The organism is Heyndrickxia acidiproducens DSM 23148 (assembly GCF_000374345.1).
Taxonomy (GTDB): domain Bacteria; phylum Bacillota; class Bacilli; order Bacillales; family Bacillaceae_C; genus Weizmannia; species Weizmannia acidiproducens.
The window spans coordinates 19710-35070 of record NZ_KB893978.1 but is presented as its reverse complement, the minus strand read 5'-3'; the positions used below and the strand labels follow the sequence as shown (position 1 = coordinate 35070).

The 15361-nt window shown below is 46.1% G+C and carries 16 protein-coding genes; 1 reads left to right on the top strand and 15 read right to left on the bottom strand.

The genetic code is table 11. The annotated features are described in order from the left end of the window. Positions 1-13 precede the first annotated feature (13 nt). From ftsX to flaG, 13 genes are all read right to left on the bottom strand, one after another. The gene (gene ftsX, locus C232_RS0102055; protein ID WP_018660749.1) at positions 14-898 is read right to left on the bottom strand and encodes a permease-like cell division protein FtsX; all 885 of its coding nucleotides are present in this window, start codon (positions 896-898) and stop codon (positions 14-16) included. Further along, positions 888-1574, bottom strand: coding sequence for a cell division ATP-binding protein FtsE (gene ftsE / locus C232_RS0102050; RefSeq protein WP_026314439.1), 687 nt, complete (start codon positions 1572-1574; stop codon positions 888-890). The genes ftsX and ftsE overlap by 11 nt, the downstream gene beginning before the upstream one ends. 448 nt (positions 1575-2022) lie before the next feature. Next, positions 2023-2346: a cytochrome c551 gene (gene cccB, locus C232_RS0102045; RefSeq protein ID WP_018660745.1), complete on the bottom strand. Its 324-nt coding sequence runs from the start codon at positions 2344-2346 to the stop codon at positions 2023-2025. 89 nt (positions 2347-2435) lie between these two features. Continuing rightward, positions 2436-3537 (bottom strand): peptide chain release factor 2 gene (gene prfB / locus C232_RS0102040; protein ID WP_155891528.1). Its coding sequence is split into 2 segments (ribosomal slippage): positions 2436-3464 and positions 3466-3537, totalling 1101 coding nucleotides; the frame shifts between segments, so codons are not numbered across the junction. A 200-nt stretch (positions 3538-3737) separates the two neighbouring features. Beyond that, entirely contained in the window at positions 3738-6254 is a 2517-nt protein-coding gene (gene secA / locus C232_RS0102030; RefSeq protein WP_018660738.1) for a preprotein translocase subunit SecA, read from the bottom strand. A gap of 342 nt (positions 6255-6596) precedes the next feature. After that, positions 6597-7127, bottom strand: a complete 531-nt coding sequence (locus C232_RS0102025) for a chromate transporter (RefSeq protein ID WP_018660735.1) — start codon at positions 7125-7127, stop codon at positions 6597-6599. Beyond that, a complete protein-coding gene (locus tag C232_RS0102020) occupies positions 7124-7693 on the bottom strand; it encodes a chromate transporter (RefSeq protein ID WP_018660732.1) in 570 nt (189 codons plus the stop codon). The genes C232_RS0102025 and C232_RS0102020 overlap by 4 nt, the downstream gene beginning before the upstream one ends. Before the next feature lie 71 nt (positions 7694-7764). Then, positions 7765-9375, bottom strand: coding sequence for a gamma-glutamyltransferase family protein (locus tag C232_RS0102015; protein WP_018660729.1), 1611 nt, complete (start codon positions 9373-9375; stop codon positions 7765-7767). A 152-nt stretch (positions 9376-9527) separates the two neighbouring features. Next, positions 9528-10088 (bottom strand): ribosome hibernation-promoting factor, HPF/YfiA family, encoded by a 561-nt coding sequence (gene hpf, locus C232_RS0102005; RefSeq protein ID WP_018660727.1) that lies wholly within the window; start codon positions 10086-10088, stop codon positions 9528-9530. Between the two features lie 233 nt (positions 10089-10321). Continuing rightward, on the bottom strand, positions 10322-10669 hold the full coding sequence (gene fliT, locus C232_RS0102000) for a flagellar protein FliT (protein WP_018660725.1): 348 nt from the start codon (positions 10667-10669) through the stop codon (positions 10322-10324). Next, entirely contained in the window at positions 10669-11073 is a 405-nt protein-coding gene (fliS, locus tag C232_RS0101995; RefSeq protein WP_018660723.1) for a flagellar export chaperone FliS, read from the bottom strand. Before fliS ends, fliT begins: the two co-directional genes overlap by 1 nt. A 13-nt stretch (positions 11074-11086) precedes the next feature. Continuing rightward, positions 11087-13216 (bottom strand): flagellar filament capping protein FliD, encoded by a 2130-nt coding sequence (gene fliD, locus C232_RS0101990; RefSeq protein ID WP_018660721.1) that lies wholly within the window; start codon positions 13214-13216, stop codon positions 11087-11089. Between the two features lie 14 nt (positions 13217-13230). Beyond that, positions 13231-13608 (bottom strand): flagellar protein FlaG, encoded by a 378-nt coding sequence (flaG, locus tag C232_RS19185; protein ID WP_026314438.1) that lies wholly within the window; start codon positions 13606-13608, stop codon positions 13231-13233. A gap of 203 nt (positions 13609-13811) precedes the next feature. Here flaG and C232_RS0101980 point away from each other — a divergent pair, with 203 nt between their 5' ends. Further along, a complete protein-coding gene (locus tag C232_RS0101980) occupies positions 13812-14102 on the top strand; it encodes a hypothetical protein (RefSeq protein WP_018660717.1) in 291 nt (96 codons plus the stop codon). Between the two features lie 49 nt (positions 14103-14151). Here C232_RS0101980 and C232_RS0101975 read toward each other — a convergent pair whose 3' ends face one another. Continuing rightward, positions 14152-14748 carry a DNA-3-methyladenine glycosylase gene (locus C232_RS0101975; protein WP_018660715.1) on the bottom strand — a complete coding sequence of 199 codons (597 nt, stop codon included), beginning with the start codon at positions 14746-14748 and terminating at the stop codon, positions 14152-14154. Between the two features lie 39 nt (positions 14749-14787). After that, entirely contained in the window at positions 14788-15090 is a 303-nt protein-coding gene (locus C232_RS18330; RefSeq protein ID WP_018660713.1) for a hypothetical protein, read from the bottom strand. Positions 15091-15361 lie beyond the last annotated feature (271 nt).

Sequence of the window (15361 nt, the reverse complement as noted above, 5' to 3'; positions counted from 1 at the left end):
GTCCATGTTTGCCTTATACCTTTAAATAACGGCGGATGGACATGGAGCTTCCCCAGATCCCGATGAAAACACCCATCAGGAGCAGCAAACCGTCAATGCCGTAAATTAATGGGCCGTAATGCAGGAGTTGAATAAACTGGTTGTGAAGGCGTGGTGCCACTAATCTGTACAGATAGAAATATCCTGAAGAGATAATCAGAATCGGCAGGATCGAACCAAGGATGCCGAGCCACAGCCCTTCCAAAAGGAACGGCCAGCGGATAAACCAGTTCGTTGCCCCTACCAGTTTCATAATCTCAATTTCTTTTCTTCTCGCAAAAATTGTAATCTTAATTGTATTGGAGATTAAGAACATGGCTGTTAAAAGCAGCGCAATAATAAGGACCAGACCGACGTTACGGCTGATGCTCAGCACATGGAAAAGACTTTCAACTTTCCCTTTCCCGTAAATGGCCGATTCAACATGATCCATTTTCTGAATTTTTTGTGCTACTTTTGGCGTATCTGTTGGTTGCTTTGTTTTGACAATATAGACATCATATAAAGGGTTGTCTTGTTGAAACAGTTTAAAGTCATTTCCCATTGTTTTAATTAGGTCGCGCAATTCCTGCTGCTTTGAAGAAAACTTAATGGATTTGACCTGGCCGATCTGTTCAATTTGGCTTTTCAGCTGTTCCCTGTCCGCCTCTTTCGCTGTTAGATCGATATGAACGCGGATTTCTACATCGTTTTCAATATCGGAAGCGAATTTATTCATGTTCAGGATGATGACAAAGAAAACACCAACAAGCAAAAGCGTAATCGTAACGGCACTTGCCGAAGCGAACATCATCCAGCCGTTGCGGCCGAGGCTTTTAAAACTTTCACGGAGGTGGCGCCTTACTGTATTAATCTTCATAGCCGTATCCCCCTTGTTGTTCATCACGGACAACTTTCCCGTCTTCAATCGCGATAACACGGTGCTTACTGGCGTTGACAATCTCCCGGTTATGTGTGGCCATCACAACGGTTGTGCCCGTCACGTTGATATCTTCGAGAATCTTCATGATATCCCAGGACGTTTCCGGGTCAAGGTTTCCTGTTGGTTCATCCGCAATGACGACTTTCGGCATGTTGACAATCGACCTTGCAATCGAAACCCGCTGCTGTTCACCGCCCGATAACTCTGACGGCAGCATTCTGGCTTTATTCGTTAATCCAACCTGGCCGAGTACTTCCATGACGCGTTTACGGATCGCCGGCGGATCCTGCTCAATAACTTCCAGGGCAAAAGCGACATTCTCATAAACCGTTAAAGTCGGCAAAAGCTTAAAGTCCTGGAAAACGACGCCGATCTGTCTTCTGAAATAAGGGATTCTCTTATTCTTTATCTTTGAGAGATTTACCCCGTTTACCGTAATGGTTCCGGCTGTCGGCTTCTCTTCCCGGTATACCAGCTTAATAAAAGTGGATTTCCCCGCGCCGCTTGGACCGACGATATAAACAAACTCGCCCTGGTTGATTTTGATATTCAGGCCGCTTACTGCCATCACACCGTTCGGGTATTTTTTATATACATCATGCATTTCAATCATTTCATCACCTGACTTTTCCTCAATCTGCTTTTTCAAAGATGCAGGGCCGTAAATTTAACTGCAACCAAAAAACGACAATTACAATACATTTCAAACTACTAAACCGCAAAATTGCGGATTTTTCTGCTTGAACGCGCAATCTCGAAACTGAAAACGCACCCTTTGTCCTCCAAAAGGGGAAGGGGTTTACGTGCAAATTTCGACTTTTATTTTGGAAAAACGCGAGATTAGGCGTAATTGCTCGAAATTCACACACGACTATTATAACATCCTTAACCTGTTGATACATTACAGTTTTATTTCAATTTGTTATCTTGAAATGACTTGCCGGACATACGAACGATGGGGAAAACCTGGGGAATGCCGGAAGAACCGGGAAAATGGCCCTTTCATCCAGAGAGGTAAAAGGCCGGAACAAAGAACAGTTTCCGGCCCGCAACAAAATTCACTATTTCTTTTGTGACAGCCATTTGGCAACCTTTTTGGCGTCATCGCCCTTCAAGATTCCTTTTGGCATGTCTCCCTTGCCGTTTTCAATGACATCCAGGATCTGCTTCTCATTCATTTTCGATCCAATCTTTTCCAGGCTCGGCCCCACGTTCCCTTCAAGATTCCGGCCGTGGCAGGCGGAGCATTTTTGATCCACGAGCTTCTTTGCGTCTCCTGCACTTGCAGAGTTGTTTGTCCCTTTGTCTGAAGCGGAATCATTTCCGCAGGCAGCAAGACCGAACGTGAGCGCGACCGCCATTGCTGCTGCGATGCATTTCTTCATATTCGGCATCCTCCCATCCTTCAATTGTTCACAGTACTGTTCCTTCCTGGTTACCCTATACCCGATTGTTCTGGTTCAAAAGGCAGTTCTTAAGAAATCCGGGAACGCAAATACGCGTCAATAAACATGTCAATTTCTCCGTCCATGACGGCCTGGGTATTGCCTGTTTCCGTATTGGTACGGTGATCCTTCACCATCGAATACGGATGGAATACATAGGACCGGATCTGGCTTCCCCATGCGATGTCCTTTTGTTCGCCGCGGATTTCAGCCATGGCTTTTTCTTTTTCTTCTACTTCTTTTTGATACAGTTTTGCTTTTAGCATTTTCATCGCCTGATCACGGTTTTGAAACTGGGAACGTTGAGACTGGCAGGCCACAACAATCCCGGTAGGAATATGGGTGATACGTACAGCTGAAGAGGTCTTGTTAATATGCTGTCCGCCTGCACCGCTTGCCCGGTAAGTGTCGACGCGCAAATCTTCAGGGCGAATATCAATTTCGATGTTGTCATCTAATTCCGGCATTACATCGCATGACACAAATGAGGTATGGCGCCGGCCTGCTGCGTCAAACGGCGAGATCCGCACGAGGCGGTGGATGCCTTTTTCTGCTTTTAAATAGCCATATGCATTATGCCCCTTAAACAAGAGCGTAACACTCTTAACGCCGGCTTCTTCACCCGGCAGATAATCAAGGGTCTCGACTTTAAATCCTTTCTTCTCTCCCCAGCGCGTATACATCCGGAGCAGCATCGAGCACCAGTCCTGCGACTCGGTCCCGCCGGCGCCCGGGTGCAATTCCAAAATCGCATTGTTGGCGTCATACGGGCCGTTTAAGAGCAGCTGGAGTTCATACTCATTCAACCGTGTGACAAAATCGGTCAATTCTTTCTCCAGTTCTCCCTCCAGTTCCGAGTCGTCCTCCTCTTTTACAAGTTCATAGGTAAGCTCCAGGTTTTCCTGTGTGGAAGAAAGGTCATGATAGACATTGACCATTTCTTTTAAGCTGTTTGATTCATTGATGATTTTTTGGGCTTCCTGCTGGTCATTCCAAAAATCCGGATCCAGCATTTTCTCATCTAATTCGGCGATTCGTGTCTCTTTGTTTTCTAATTCAAAGAGACCCCCTGAAGTCCGCTAAACGCTTAGCTGTATTTTCAAGTTCTGATCTGATTTCCGATAATTCCATTCTCTTCACCTCAAATTAATTTCAATACTGCATTCATGAACCGTAAAAAAGAAGGCTATGTTTCAGCCCTCATTTTTACTTTAATCGTTTTCTGCTGGATTTGCAAAAAACAGCACCAGCCGGGTCCGCCGGTATTCAACCTGCAGCACGTTTTTTCTTTCGTGCCGCAAGCCTTCACGAGGGCGGCTGTCCCCTGGCGTTTATGCCTGCATTCTGCCGTGGCAGTTTTTATATTTTTTGCCGCTTCCGCATGGGCATGGGTCGTTACGGCCGACATGTACCTTTTTGCGGACCGGCTTTTTCTTTACAACTTCGCCTTCATCCGCCGGAATCATTGCCTGGCCCTTCGCTACTTCCTGGCGCTCCAGGTTATTTTGGATTTCAGCTTTCATGATATATTTCGCGGTGTCTTCTTCAATGGACGCCACCATATTTTCAAACATCGCAAATCCTTCTGACTGGTATTCGCGCAGCGGGTCGATCTGCCCGTATGCACGCAAATGGATACCTTCACGGAGATGGTCCATTGCATCGATGTGGTCGATCCACTTGGAATCAACGGAACGCAGCAGAATGACTCTTTCAAATTCGCGCATTCTTTCCGGTTCAAAGGCCGCCTCTTTTTCATCGTAGCGTTCTTTCACGTTTTTCATGATCAGTTCGACCATTTCTTCCGGTTCTTTGCCAAGGAGATTCTCCACCTTCACGTCTCCTTCATGAAGCAGATTCCCCTGGACATAGTCAACAATCCCCTGCAGATTCCATTCTTCCTCATCCTCATGGGCAGGTGCATTTAAATCAACCGTCCGCTGCACAACGGATTGAATCATATTTTCGACGATCCCGCGCAAGTTATCCGATGTCAGCACTTCATTGCGCTGGTTATAAATAATTTCGCGCTGCTGCCTTAACACATCATCGTATTGCAGCAATTGTTTCCGGGCATCGAAGTTATTGCCTTCCACGCGTTTTTGCGCAGATTCAACGGCCCGCGACACCATTTTGCTTTGGATCGGCTGGTTGTCATCCATGCCGAGCTTTTCCATCATGTTCTTCATATTATCCGAACCAAACCGGCGCATCAATTCATCTTCCATGGAAAGATAAAATTGCGTAACCCCTGGGTCGCCCTGGCGTCCAGAACGCCCGCGCAGCTGGTTATCGATCCGCCTTGACTCATGCCGTTCTGTGCCAATCACAGCCAAGCCGCCGAGTTCAACCACCCCTTCGCCCAGTTTGATATCGGTACCGCGCCCGGCCATGTTCGTTGCAATCGTCACTGCACCTTTCTGGCCGGCCGTTTTGATGATTTCTGCTTCACGCCCGTGGTTTTTCGCGTTCAACACATTATGTTTGACGCCTTTCTTTTTCAACATCGAAGAAACCAATTCCGATGTTTCAATTGCAACCGTGCCGACCAGCACCGGCTGGCCAAGATCATGGCGCTGTTTTATGTCTTCCACAACTGCCTTAAATTTTCCCTCCATGGTCGAATAGATCAAATCCGGCCGGTCATCACGGATAATTGGGCGGTTTGTCGGGATGACAACAACGCGCATATTATAAATGTTGCGGAATTCTTCTTCTTCCGTTTTTGCTGTACCCGTCATCCCGGCCAGCTTTTCATACATCCGGAAGTAGTTTTGGAACGTGATCGTCGCCATTGTCATGCTTTCATTTTGAATTTCCACCATTTCTTTTGCTTCGATTGCCTGATGGAGCCCATCACTGAAACGGCGCCCCTTCATTAAACGGCCGGTGAACTGGTCAACAATGACAATTTCGCCGTCCTGAACCACATAATCGACATCACGGTGCATCGCGACATTGGCTTTCAATGCCTGGTTGATGTGGTGATTGATCGTCACATTGCTAATGTCATATAAGTTTTTCAAGTTGAAGTATTTTTCCGCTTTTGTAATGCCCTCTTCTGTCAGCAGGACGCTTTTCGTTTTGACATCATAGGTATAGTCTTCTTCTTTATTTAATGTACGTACAAACGCATTGGCCTGTGTATACAGCGTTGTCGATTTTTCAGCCTGTCCGGAAATAATCAGCGGTGTTCTTGCTTCATCAATTAAAATCGAGTCGACTTCATCAATGATCGCAAAATATAGCGGCCGCTGCACTTTTTGCTCCTGGTAAAGGACCATATTGTCGCGCAGATAGTCAAAACCGAATTCATTGTTCGTTCCATATGTGATATCTGCGGCATATGCTGCTTGTTTCTCTTCACTTGACATGCTGTTTAAGTTCAAGCCGACGGAAAGGCCGAGGAAGTTGTATAATTCCCCCATTTCCTTGGCGTCGCGGCTTGCCAGATATTCGTTGACCGTAACGACATGGACGCCGCGCCCGGACAGGGCATTTAAATAAACCGGCATTGTTGCCGTCAGCGTCTTCCCTTCACCAGTTTTCATTTCAGAAATATTTCCTTCATGCAGCGTAATGCCGCCCATTAATTGGACATGATAAGGATACAGGTCCAGAACCCGTCTTGAACCTTCACGTACAACCGCAAAAGCTTCAACGAGCAAATCATCGAGGGTTTCCCCGTTTTGATAACGCTGCTTAAATTCTTCCGTTTTTGCGCGCAGCTGATCGTCCGAAAGCTTTTCCATATCCGGGGCCAATTCTTCAATCTGGTTTGCAATTTTCTCTAGATGTTTCAGTTCACGTTTATTGGCATCAAACACTTTGTCCAAAAAAGCTACCATTCAAAAACGCTCCTTTTGTTTTTAAAAAATGGGTGGCTGCCCAAGTTCTCTTTCATATAAGTCCAGCCTCTAACAATCCAATTCCCATCATGCTCGCCTAAAAGACACTGTCTCTGTAAAAGTTTATTGTATCATAGTAAACGAAAGATTTCTTTATGGTGTTATGTTTTTCCTGTATTTTCATCATGCCGGAATTTTCCCGGCTGCCGATGTGTAGTAGTAGTTGACCTTTTCTTTATACATAAACCTTTCTTCATTTTAGCACTGAAGCCTTCAATTCACAACAAAAGAACCCGGGCGGGACAGTCCAGCCGGGTTCTTTTTTATTATGATATAAAGTGTTCAGCCGAGGAAAATAGCACCGTAAACGAGTGCGCCACAAATCACATACACAGGGCTGACGCGCCATCTTTCAAGCAGGAAAAAGCTCAGAATGGAAAGAACCAGCACGTGGAGAATGCCGATGCTGTGATAGGCATTTGTAAAAAAGTCAATCGTTACCATGCCAAGCAGGACGACGATAGCCGGGCGGACGAGTTTTGTCATATTTTTGACCTTCGGGGAATCGCGGTTTTTCAGCAATAGCCCGAGCAATAGCATGAACAAAATTAACGAAGGGGCAATCGCGCCAACCAGCGAAACAAGTGCACCGGGAATGCCCGCTTGATCAAAACCGATATATCCGGCCATCTCCGGTGCAATCGGTCCGGGAAGGGCATTTCCGACGGCGACGATTTCACTGAATTCATGGACGGAATACCAGTGGTAGCGGTCCACCACTTCATGTTTCAAAAGCGGGATGGATGCCGGGCCGCCTCCGTATCCCAGCAGATTGGCAATCAGATTGGCCAAAAACAGTTTCCAGTAGATCATGAAGTATTCACCCGTTTTTTTCTATCAAAATCTTTTTTGGTAAATAACGCAATCGCCAAGAGCGCCCCAATAAAAAATGCGGGATGGATGCCTGACAGCACCATGACCACAACGCCGGCCGCCACAATCACAAGGGTTAACGGCCAGCCGATTGCCTGCACGGATTTGATGACAAACCCCCATGTCAGTGTCCCCAGCATGACGCCGGCAACCGGGACGACCGCTTTTGACATGCCTTGCACCCATGGTTTATCTTTATATGCATTCAATGCCGTCAATAAAATGATCATCAATAGAACCGCCGGCACAACTGTCCCCGTGAGCGCAGCCAGCAGCCCGGCTTTCCCGCCGACCCGGTAGCCGATATATCCTGACATTTTTGTATTGATCGGGCCGGGAAGCGTGTTGGCCAAAGCTAAAATGTCAGAGAACTCATCCTCCTCCATCCATTTATACACTTTGACGACTTCACGGTGCATCAGCGGAATCGCTGAAAGCCCGCCTCCAAAGCCAAGCAGTCCGGCCCTGAAAAACGCCATGAATATGTCCCAATTCTTCGCTTTCACACTACCACAATCCTTTTTACATTCGTGTACCCAGTATACCACAGCGGGCCTGCCGCCGGTTCTTCAACACATCACCATGCTGCGACAGTGCCGTCTGCGCGTGATTCCGTACCGCCCATCAGGACGCCTGTGCCGGAATCGCGCCAGATGATTTCCCCGCGCCCGAAACTTCCGGTATCCGCTGCCACCCGGATGTCGTGGCCTTTTTGGATCAAGGCCTGGACAAGGTGGTTCGGAAAGTTCGGTTCAACCAGCACTTTTTTCCCTTCCAGCCACTGCCAGCGCGGTGCATCAAGAGCCTGCTGCGGGTGGAGATGGAAATCAATCGTATTCATCAGCACCTGGACATGGCCCTGCGGCTGCATGTATCCGCCCATCACACCAAAAGGCCCAACCGCTTCCCCATCTTTTGTTAAAAAGCCCGGGATAATTGTATGATATGTTTTTTTTCCTGCTTTTAAAGCATTCACATGTGCTTCATCCAGTGAAAAATCGTGGCCGCGGTTCTGGAGCGCAATGCCTGTCCCGGGAACCACAATCCCTGAGCCAAAACCCATATAGTTGCTTTGAATATAAGAAACCATGTTACCATCGCCATCTGCCGCCGCCAAATACACCGTACCGCTTTTTGGCAGATCATACGGTTTTGGCGCCAGCGCCGTTTCACCGATCAGTTTACGCCGTGTATGCGCATAGTCTTCCGAAAGCAGGTGCGTAATATCCGCCTTCATTTCCCCTGCATCGGTAATAAACGTTTTTCCATCCGTAAAGGCCAGTTTCATGGCTTCAATTTGTTTATGATAAGTATCTGCGCTGTCTTTTTCCCGGAAATCAAAGCCGCGGGCGATGCTCAGCGCCATTAAAGCAACGAGTCCCTGCCCGTTCGGCGGAATCTCCCACACATCAAAGCCGCGGTACCGGGTCGAAATCGGTTCTACCCATTCAGGATGATAGGCAGCCAAATCCTCTTGTTCTAAAAAGCCGCCCCACTTTTGCACATAACCGCTGATTTTTTCTGCTAGCCGGCCCCTGTAAAAACTTTCCGCCTTCGTCTCTGCGATTTCACGCAGTGCGGCCGCGTGATCCGGCGACTTCCATACTTCGCCGATTTCCGGCACCCTGCCATTCGGCGCGAAGGTATCAAACCAAGGACGGAACATGTCTCCTTTAAAACTGGTTTGAAAACGCCGGAAAGCAAGTTTCCAGTTCTTCCCTAAGACAGGTGTAAGGGGGAACCCTTCCTCCGCATACCGGATTGCCGGCGCCAGCACTTCTGTTAATGGCAGCCTTCCAAACTTTTCTGATAACACGGCCCATGCGGAAGGTGCACCCGGAACCGTGATCGGAATCACACCATAAGCAGGCATCTTTTCATGGCCTTTTCTCTTCACCGCTTCAATGGAAATCGATTGTGGTGCCGGGCCGCTGGCATTCAAACCATGCAGTTTTCCTTTTGTCCAAACAAGTGCAAAAGCATCCGAACCGATTCCATTGGATGTCGGCTCCACAACAGTTAAAGTGGCAGCCGTTGCGATCGCGGCATCAATTGCATTGCCGCCTTTTTGCAATATTTCAAGACCGGCCTGTGCAGCGAGCGGCTGTGACGAGGCAACCATTCCCCTTTTGGCAAAAACAGTGTTTCTCACAGACTGGTAAGGATGGTATAAGTAATCCAGTTTCATCATTTCAACTCCCTTAAATTTCGGGTTTTACTCCCTGTGTTTTTCTAACGATTGATGGATGATGGCAAAAATGAGAATGAAAGTTTTCATTTTATACGGCAAAAAACAAAAACACCCGCAGCTCACGCCGGCGGGTGCCTTGTGTTGATGCTTTATACCGTTTCAATCAGCCCGTATTTTCCGTCTTTGCGGCGATAGACGATATTGGTGCTATTCGTTTCCGCATCTGTATAGACGAAGAAGTTATGACCGAGCATGTTCATTTGCAAAACGGCTTCTTCGCTATCCATCGGTTTCAAGCTAAAATGCTTGGTTCGCACAATCGGCAATTCTGTTTCTTCGTTTTTCCCCTGTTGTTTGTCCGGCTGTCCGGATTCAGGGCCGAAAAGTTCTTTTGTACTTCCTTTTTCGCGCAGTTTCCGGTTCACTTTTGTTTTATGTTTCCGGATTTGGCGTTCCAATTTGTCAACAATCAAATCAATCGCTGCATACATATCTTCATTGGATTCCTCTGCACGCAATACAAGCTGCGGCATTGGAATCGTTATCTCAACTTTAGAAGTTTTATCCGGGTTCACTTTTAATTTAACATTAACGGAAGTGTCTGGAGTTTCTACGAAATAACGATCCAATTTGCTTACTTTCTTTTCAACATAATCCCGGATTGCCGGAGTTACCTCAATGTTTTCGCCACGAATGTTGTAGTTCATCATGTAGACCCCTCCTCATCGACTTGCAGCGCTCAAACCCGCCATTTGTTAAGAAATTCACCTGTCCAAGCGGCTGCGCTGCCTGCTTAAATGATCTTACACTTATATATTTACACATTGCCTGTCTAAATTCCTGCTTTTTTGGCGAATTTTTTCTTTTAGTTGTTACAAAGTTTAAGCGCTTACCATTTTGCCGGCCCCGTTCTTTACCAACCGGGAAACGGGGGGAGTGTTATCTATCTGGTTCGGTCATAAAATCTTCCGTCATTCAACTGCAGTGACTGGTATGGATTGATATACTGCTTCATGGAAGCTTTCTTTTTCACGACCTTTTTCAAGTCCTGCTGTATATCCTGTTTCATTTTTTCCAAAAGGGGCTTTAACTGCCGGTCTAATGTAACCAGTTTTTTCCCCAGCAATTGTTCTTCTGCGGAAAAAGGGGGCTGAATAGCCGGCAGCAAGGCTTCACGCAGATTGAGCTGTTTGGTTACTTTGCGGATTAATTCCGCGCGCGTTTGTTCTTTGCTGAATTCTGCCAGGATGCTGGTTGTCAACTGCATATAGTTTTCCAGGCCGCTGGTCATTATGCCCGCCCGCCTGATCCGAAAGTTTGCCTGCGGTTTAACTGGATGACTTGTTTCCAGGTGTCACGGAATCCTGTAACCAACTCTTCAACCGTATCCAGCTTGCCCGGGTCGTTTTTGATATTGGCTGCGATTAACTCATGCAGCATGAATTCGTAGATTGCCAGCATTTTTTCGGCAGCAGCAAATTTTTCTGTATCCAACGAAACCATCAGCTCACGAATAATATTTTGGGCCTTTTGGATGTTCTTATTTTTTTCCTCTATATTTTTATTTTGCATGGCGACCCTGGCCAAGTGGATAAATTTCAGGCAGCCGTTATAAAGCATTAACGTCAACTCACCGGCAGATGCTGTCGAGATTGAGTTATTTTGATAAGCTTGATATGGGTTTTGCGTAGCCATTTGCATTCTCTCCTTAACTGCTGAAGTAACTGGATAAATAGCTATATTGGTTATTATATTTTTGAATGGCTTCTTCCATTGCCGTAAATTGCGCGTAATACCGGTCTTCCAAATTATCCAGCTTGTCGTTCATATCGCTGATTTTTTTCGTGACCGAATTCAAATCTTTCCCAATCGTGAATTGGTCGTTGACAAAAGTGGATTTCCCGGCTTTGTCCACAATCGTGTTGTACGTATGGTTGACACTGTCATACAGCCTTTGGATAATGCCCTCTTCAGAAGTCGAACTGCCGGTCCCGCGGAACAGTAATTCAACTGAATCCGGATCAGCTTCAATTGCCGCTTTTAACTTACTCTCGTCAATTTCAAGTTTTCCGCCTTCCAGCCAGTCCGCCGTCGTTGTAATCCCAATGCTGGAAAGCTGGTTGTACTGGGAAGAAATATTTGGATTGTTAACTTTTTGATAGATTAAACTCCGCATACTAGAGAGCGAACTTTTGAATGTCATATCGTTTCGCAGCAAACCGCTTTTTGCTTTGGTCTCCCATTTCTCCTGCTGCTCATCGGTCAATTCAGAACGCTGGTCATCTGTCAGCGGCGCATAATCAGAATAGCGCTCTTCATCCAGTTTTTTTTGAACCGTGTCGATTAAATCGTTGTATTTGTCGACAAAGTCTTTAATGTTGTTGTAGATGGTATCTGTGTCGTTTGAAACATTGACGGTCACCTGCCGGCCGGAAACATTGTCTGTATTAAACGTATTTTTCAGTGTGTAGGTGACGCCGCTGATGGTAAACGTGTTGGAAGTACGGCTGGTTGTCAGGCCGTTAATGGTAAATTCCGCATTTTCCCCGCCAGTTTCAGTACTATCGGTGCCAGCAAATTGCAGTGTACGGTTCAAAAAATCATTTGTATCTGTACCAGTATCAATTTCCGTACCTTCAGGATTAAAGTCCCCGGTCACTTTTCTGGTCAGCGAAACTTTATCAGCGTTTTCGTCATAGTACATCGTGACCCCAATACCGGAATGATTCACATCTGATATCACGTCATTCAATGAATCACTTTCTTTTATATAAAAATTCGCTGTATGTTTATCTCCATCTTCTTCGTAGGTGCCGAGGTTCATCGTTGTGTAATTTTCATGATATGTAACTGTCAAATTTGTTTCGGCAGATAAATCATTCATGGTGATTAAGCCTGAAGAAGTATTCAGTGTTCCTACCGTAGTATCGCCGTTTTTGATATTGGCAGTATCATCATCCACTTTCACCAGTGAATAAGAAGTACTCCCGTCAGAGATTGAAACAGAATATTTCCCATCACGATATGGATTGACACTTCGGGATAACTGCATCGTATTTGCTGTTGCAGTCAATGTTTTGGACTCTGTGAATGAGCTGGCGATATATTCAGTATTTATACTGGTACCCTCTGATAAACTGGTACTGAAATTTGTCAATGTACCCGTTTTTTGATCAGTTGAAAGTTGGAGTTCGATATAGTCATCTTTGTCCGTTAAGCCTGAATATGTGCTGCTATCAACGGCTTTATAAGTCTTTCCGTTGACTGTTACATTCATGGAGATCTTCCCGTTCTCATCAGTGGTGATTGGTGCATTGGTCAAATCAATCGTAACAGTTCCATTGCTGCCTGCCGTTATTGATTTAGAAACGACTGTCCCTGATTTCCATGTAATAGGGGTTGAAAAATTACTTTCCTGACTTAACAAACTAGCATCTGTATCAATTTTTGTACTTCCGGAAATCGTGACTTCTTTACCGGCACCATCAGTCTGGCCCGATTTACTGATTCGTGTCGCTGCCGTCGCCAGTTGTTTTACATTCTGAATCGTCGTGGACGTCAGTGCGGCCGTGTTTGCAGCTGTTGCCGTTACAACGCTTTCGTCTGATGAAGTGGTGTTGCGTGCCCGGTATTTGGACGTCAGTTTCAGATCGGACAATGCCGTACGAAAATCGTAGTATTTCTGGTTCAGTGTACGGTAATCGTCCCGCTGCCACTCAAGGATTTGTTGCTTTTGCTGCAATTTAATCAATGGCTGCTTGGCGCCCATCATCATTTTTGTGACAATGGAATCAATATCCATACCGCTTGCCATCCCTGTAATTCTTTGTACAGTCATTTTTTACCCTTCCTTCAAATCTTCTCATCAACAAGAAGCCCGATATTCTGCATCATATCCGCATAGGTATCCAAAAGTTTTTTAGGGGGAATTTCTTTGATCACTTGATCCGTCTTGTCATCAACAAGTTCCACATAGTATTTCTTCAATTGCTCATGAAATTCGAATTTCAAATGTGTCGGGGAGCCGGATAAAAACTGGTTCATCCGGTTGACAACCTTTTTAATTTTTTCTTTTGTCACTTCTCCTGTACGCATTTTGTTTTCATCTGTATCCGGCTGCACAGCTTTGGTTTGAGTGATCGGTCCATTGACCATTGTTGTCTGTTCTTGAGATGTACTTGCTGTGAGAGTGGTTTGTGCCGCCTGCAGCCTTTCTATCCTTTCAATCATCACAAGTATCCCCTTTATAATCGGGCTCCGGATGTCCCGGTGCCCTCCGCTTTCTGTCATATTTAATATCGGAGGATCTGTACGATTGTTAACACTGCTGCGGGCAAAAAAATTCAGGAAAGAAGGCTGATACCCATACAGGCAGCAGGGCATTCACATATTCTTTAACGTAATCAATAAAACGTTTTGAGGAGGAGAAAAAAATGAATCCTGGTTATCATCAGGAAGTGCCCTACTACCAGCATGACATATATGAAAGTGACGATATGAGGCGCCCATGGGGGTACGGCGGTTTTGGGAGGCCTTGGGGTTACGGCAGGCCTTGGGGCTTCGGACGCCCATGGGGTTTTGGGAGGCCTTGGGGTTATGGTTTCGGCGGCCCGTTTTTAGGCGGATTAGTCGGCGGGCTTGCAACCGGCGCCCTGCTTGGACCGGCGCTTTACGGCGGCTATGGATACCCGTATGGTTACGGATACCCCGGATATTTTTGGTAAGCGATAATAGACAGGGCACCGGAATGTAAACTGGTGCCTTTTTTGACATTCATCGCGATACAAAAGGATTATCCGTTACCCAAAAGCGGTAAGGATACTGCCGTGCTTCCCCTGTATGATCAATTCCGATTCTCGGCCCATTTGAAATAGAAACGGGCACATAGCCTTCCGCAATGAAAAGCGGCGGTTCATAAAAAACACGGCCGTAATCTTCCATTGTAATTCCCAATGCTTTTGTTAATTTTCCAGGCCCGCTTGTGAGCTGTTTTTCCATCTTGACTTGTCTGCGTTCATACATCAGTCCGATGCCGATATGGGGATCGACCGCGCGAATCAAAATGGCATGAGGAATGCCTTCCCCGCCGCTTACCACATTGACAAGGCAGTGGGTATGCATTTTGTATGTATAAACATGCCCGGGGCTGTGATACATTATTTCCGTCCTTTTCGTCCGCCTCTCTCTGTAGCTGTGGGCGGCCCGGTCCGTTGCGCCCATATAGGCTTCCGTTTCGACAATGAACCCGGCCGCAACGCCCTCTTCCGTTTTCTTGACAAGCAGACAGCCAAGCAGCGACTGTGCAAGTGTTAAAGTATCCTGTTCAAAGAAGCCGGCCGCAACCGGATGAATAACAGGTTGGCTTTCCATTTTCTTTCCCTCCAGCTTTCCATTATCACGCTTGAATTTCTATGTCCTTGAACGTTCAATTCTTTGGAGTACAGCGGTTAAAATATACTTTATATAAGGCAGTATATCAGAATGACGCTCACGGATCATATTCAGCTGGCTGATGATCACAAGAATCCCTTTTCTGTTTACATGCCGTACCAGCAGTTCCACTGCCTGATCATTCGACAGCTTTTGATGCCGGGTTTCGCTTACCCTGACATGAATCGAATCATATGGCTCAATAAAGGAATGGAGAATTTTTCTAATTTGATTTTCGCTTAATGAGACTTCTTTCAAATCATCATTTGTTGTTCTGTTCAATAAAACTCAAATCCTTTCTGCAAAACATGTCCCCATTTCCAACAGATCATTGTCAAAAATGCCTCCCCCATTTCACCTGTGCGCTGGATGAGCCGCCGTAAACATGCAGGAAATTCCGGCAAAATTCATAAAAACAACCAAAGATAACGCTGGTGTCTTTTCTTTATATTGCCGGATCCCACAAAACCCATTATATAGATTATTGGACAAATGGTGAATGCTTTGAACCAGCCAATGAAAAGAATGCAGCAGGAAATGCTTGGCGAAGCTA

Coding starts and splice junctions, on each gene's coding strand:
- ftsX (WP_018660749.1), bottom strand. CDS start 898: ATGAAGATTAATACAGTAAGGCGCCACCTCCGTGAAAGTTTTAAAAGC.
- ftsE (WP_026314439.1), bottom strand. CDS start 1,574: ATGATTGAAATGCATGATGTATATAAAAAATACCCGAACGGTGTGATG.
- cccB (WP_018660745.1), bottom strand. CDS start 2,346: ATGAAGAAATGCATCGCAGCAGCAATGGCGGTCGCGCTCACGTTCGGT.
- secA (WP_018660738.1), bottom strand. CDS start 6,254: ATGGTAGCTTTTTTGGACAAAGTGTTTGATGCCAATAAACGTGAACTG.
- C232_RS0102025 (WP_018660735.1), bottom strand. CDS start 7,127: ATGATCTACTGGAAACTGTTTTTGGCCAATCTGATTGCCAATCTGCTG.
- C232_RS0102015 (WP_018660729.1), bottom strand. CDS start 9,375: ATGAAACTGGATTACTTATACCATCCTTACCAGTCTGTGAGAAACACT.
- hpf (WP_018660727.1), bottom strand. CDS start 10,088: ATGATGAACTACAACATTCGTGGCGAAAACATTGAGGTAACTCCGGCA.
- fliT (WP_018660725.1), bottom strand. CDS start 10,669: ATGACCAGCGGCCTGGAAAACTATATGCAGTTGACAACCAGCATCCTG.
- fliS (WP_018660723.1), bottom strand. CDS start 11,073: ATGGCTACGCAAAACCCATATCAAGCTTATCAAAATAACTCAATCTCG.
- fliD (WP_018660721.1), bottom strand. CDS start 13,216: ATGACTGTACAAAGAATTACAGGGATGGCAAGCGGTATGGATATTGAT.
- flaG (WP_026314438.1), bottom strand. CDS start 13,608: ATGATTGAAAGGATAGAAAGGCTGCAGGCGGCACAAACCACTCTCACA.
- C232_RS0101980 (WP_018660717.1), top strand. CDS start 13,812: ATGAATCCTGGTTATCATCAGGAAGTGCCCTACTACCAGCATGACATA.
- C232_RS0101975 (WP_018660715.1), bottom strand. CDS start 14,748: ATGGAAAGCCAACCTGTTATTCATCCGGTTGCGGCCGGCTTCTTTGAA.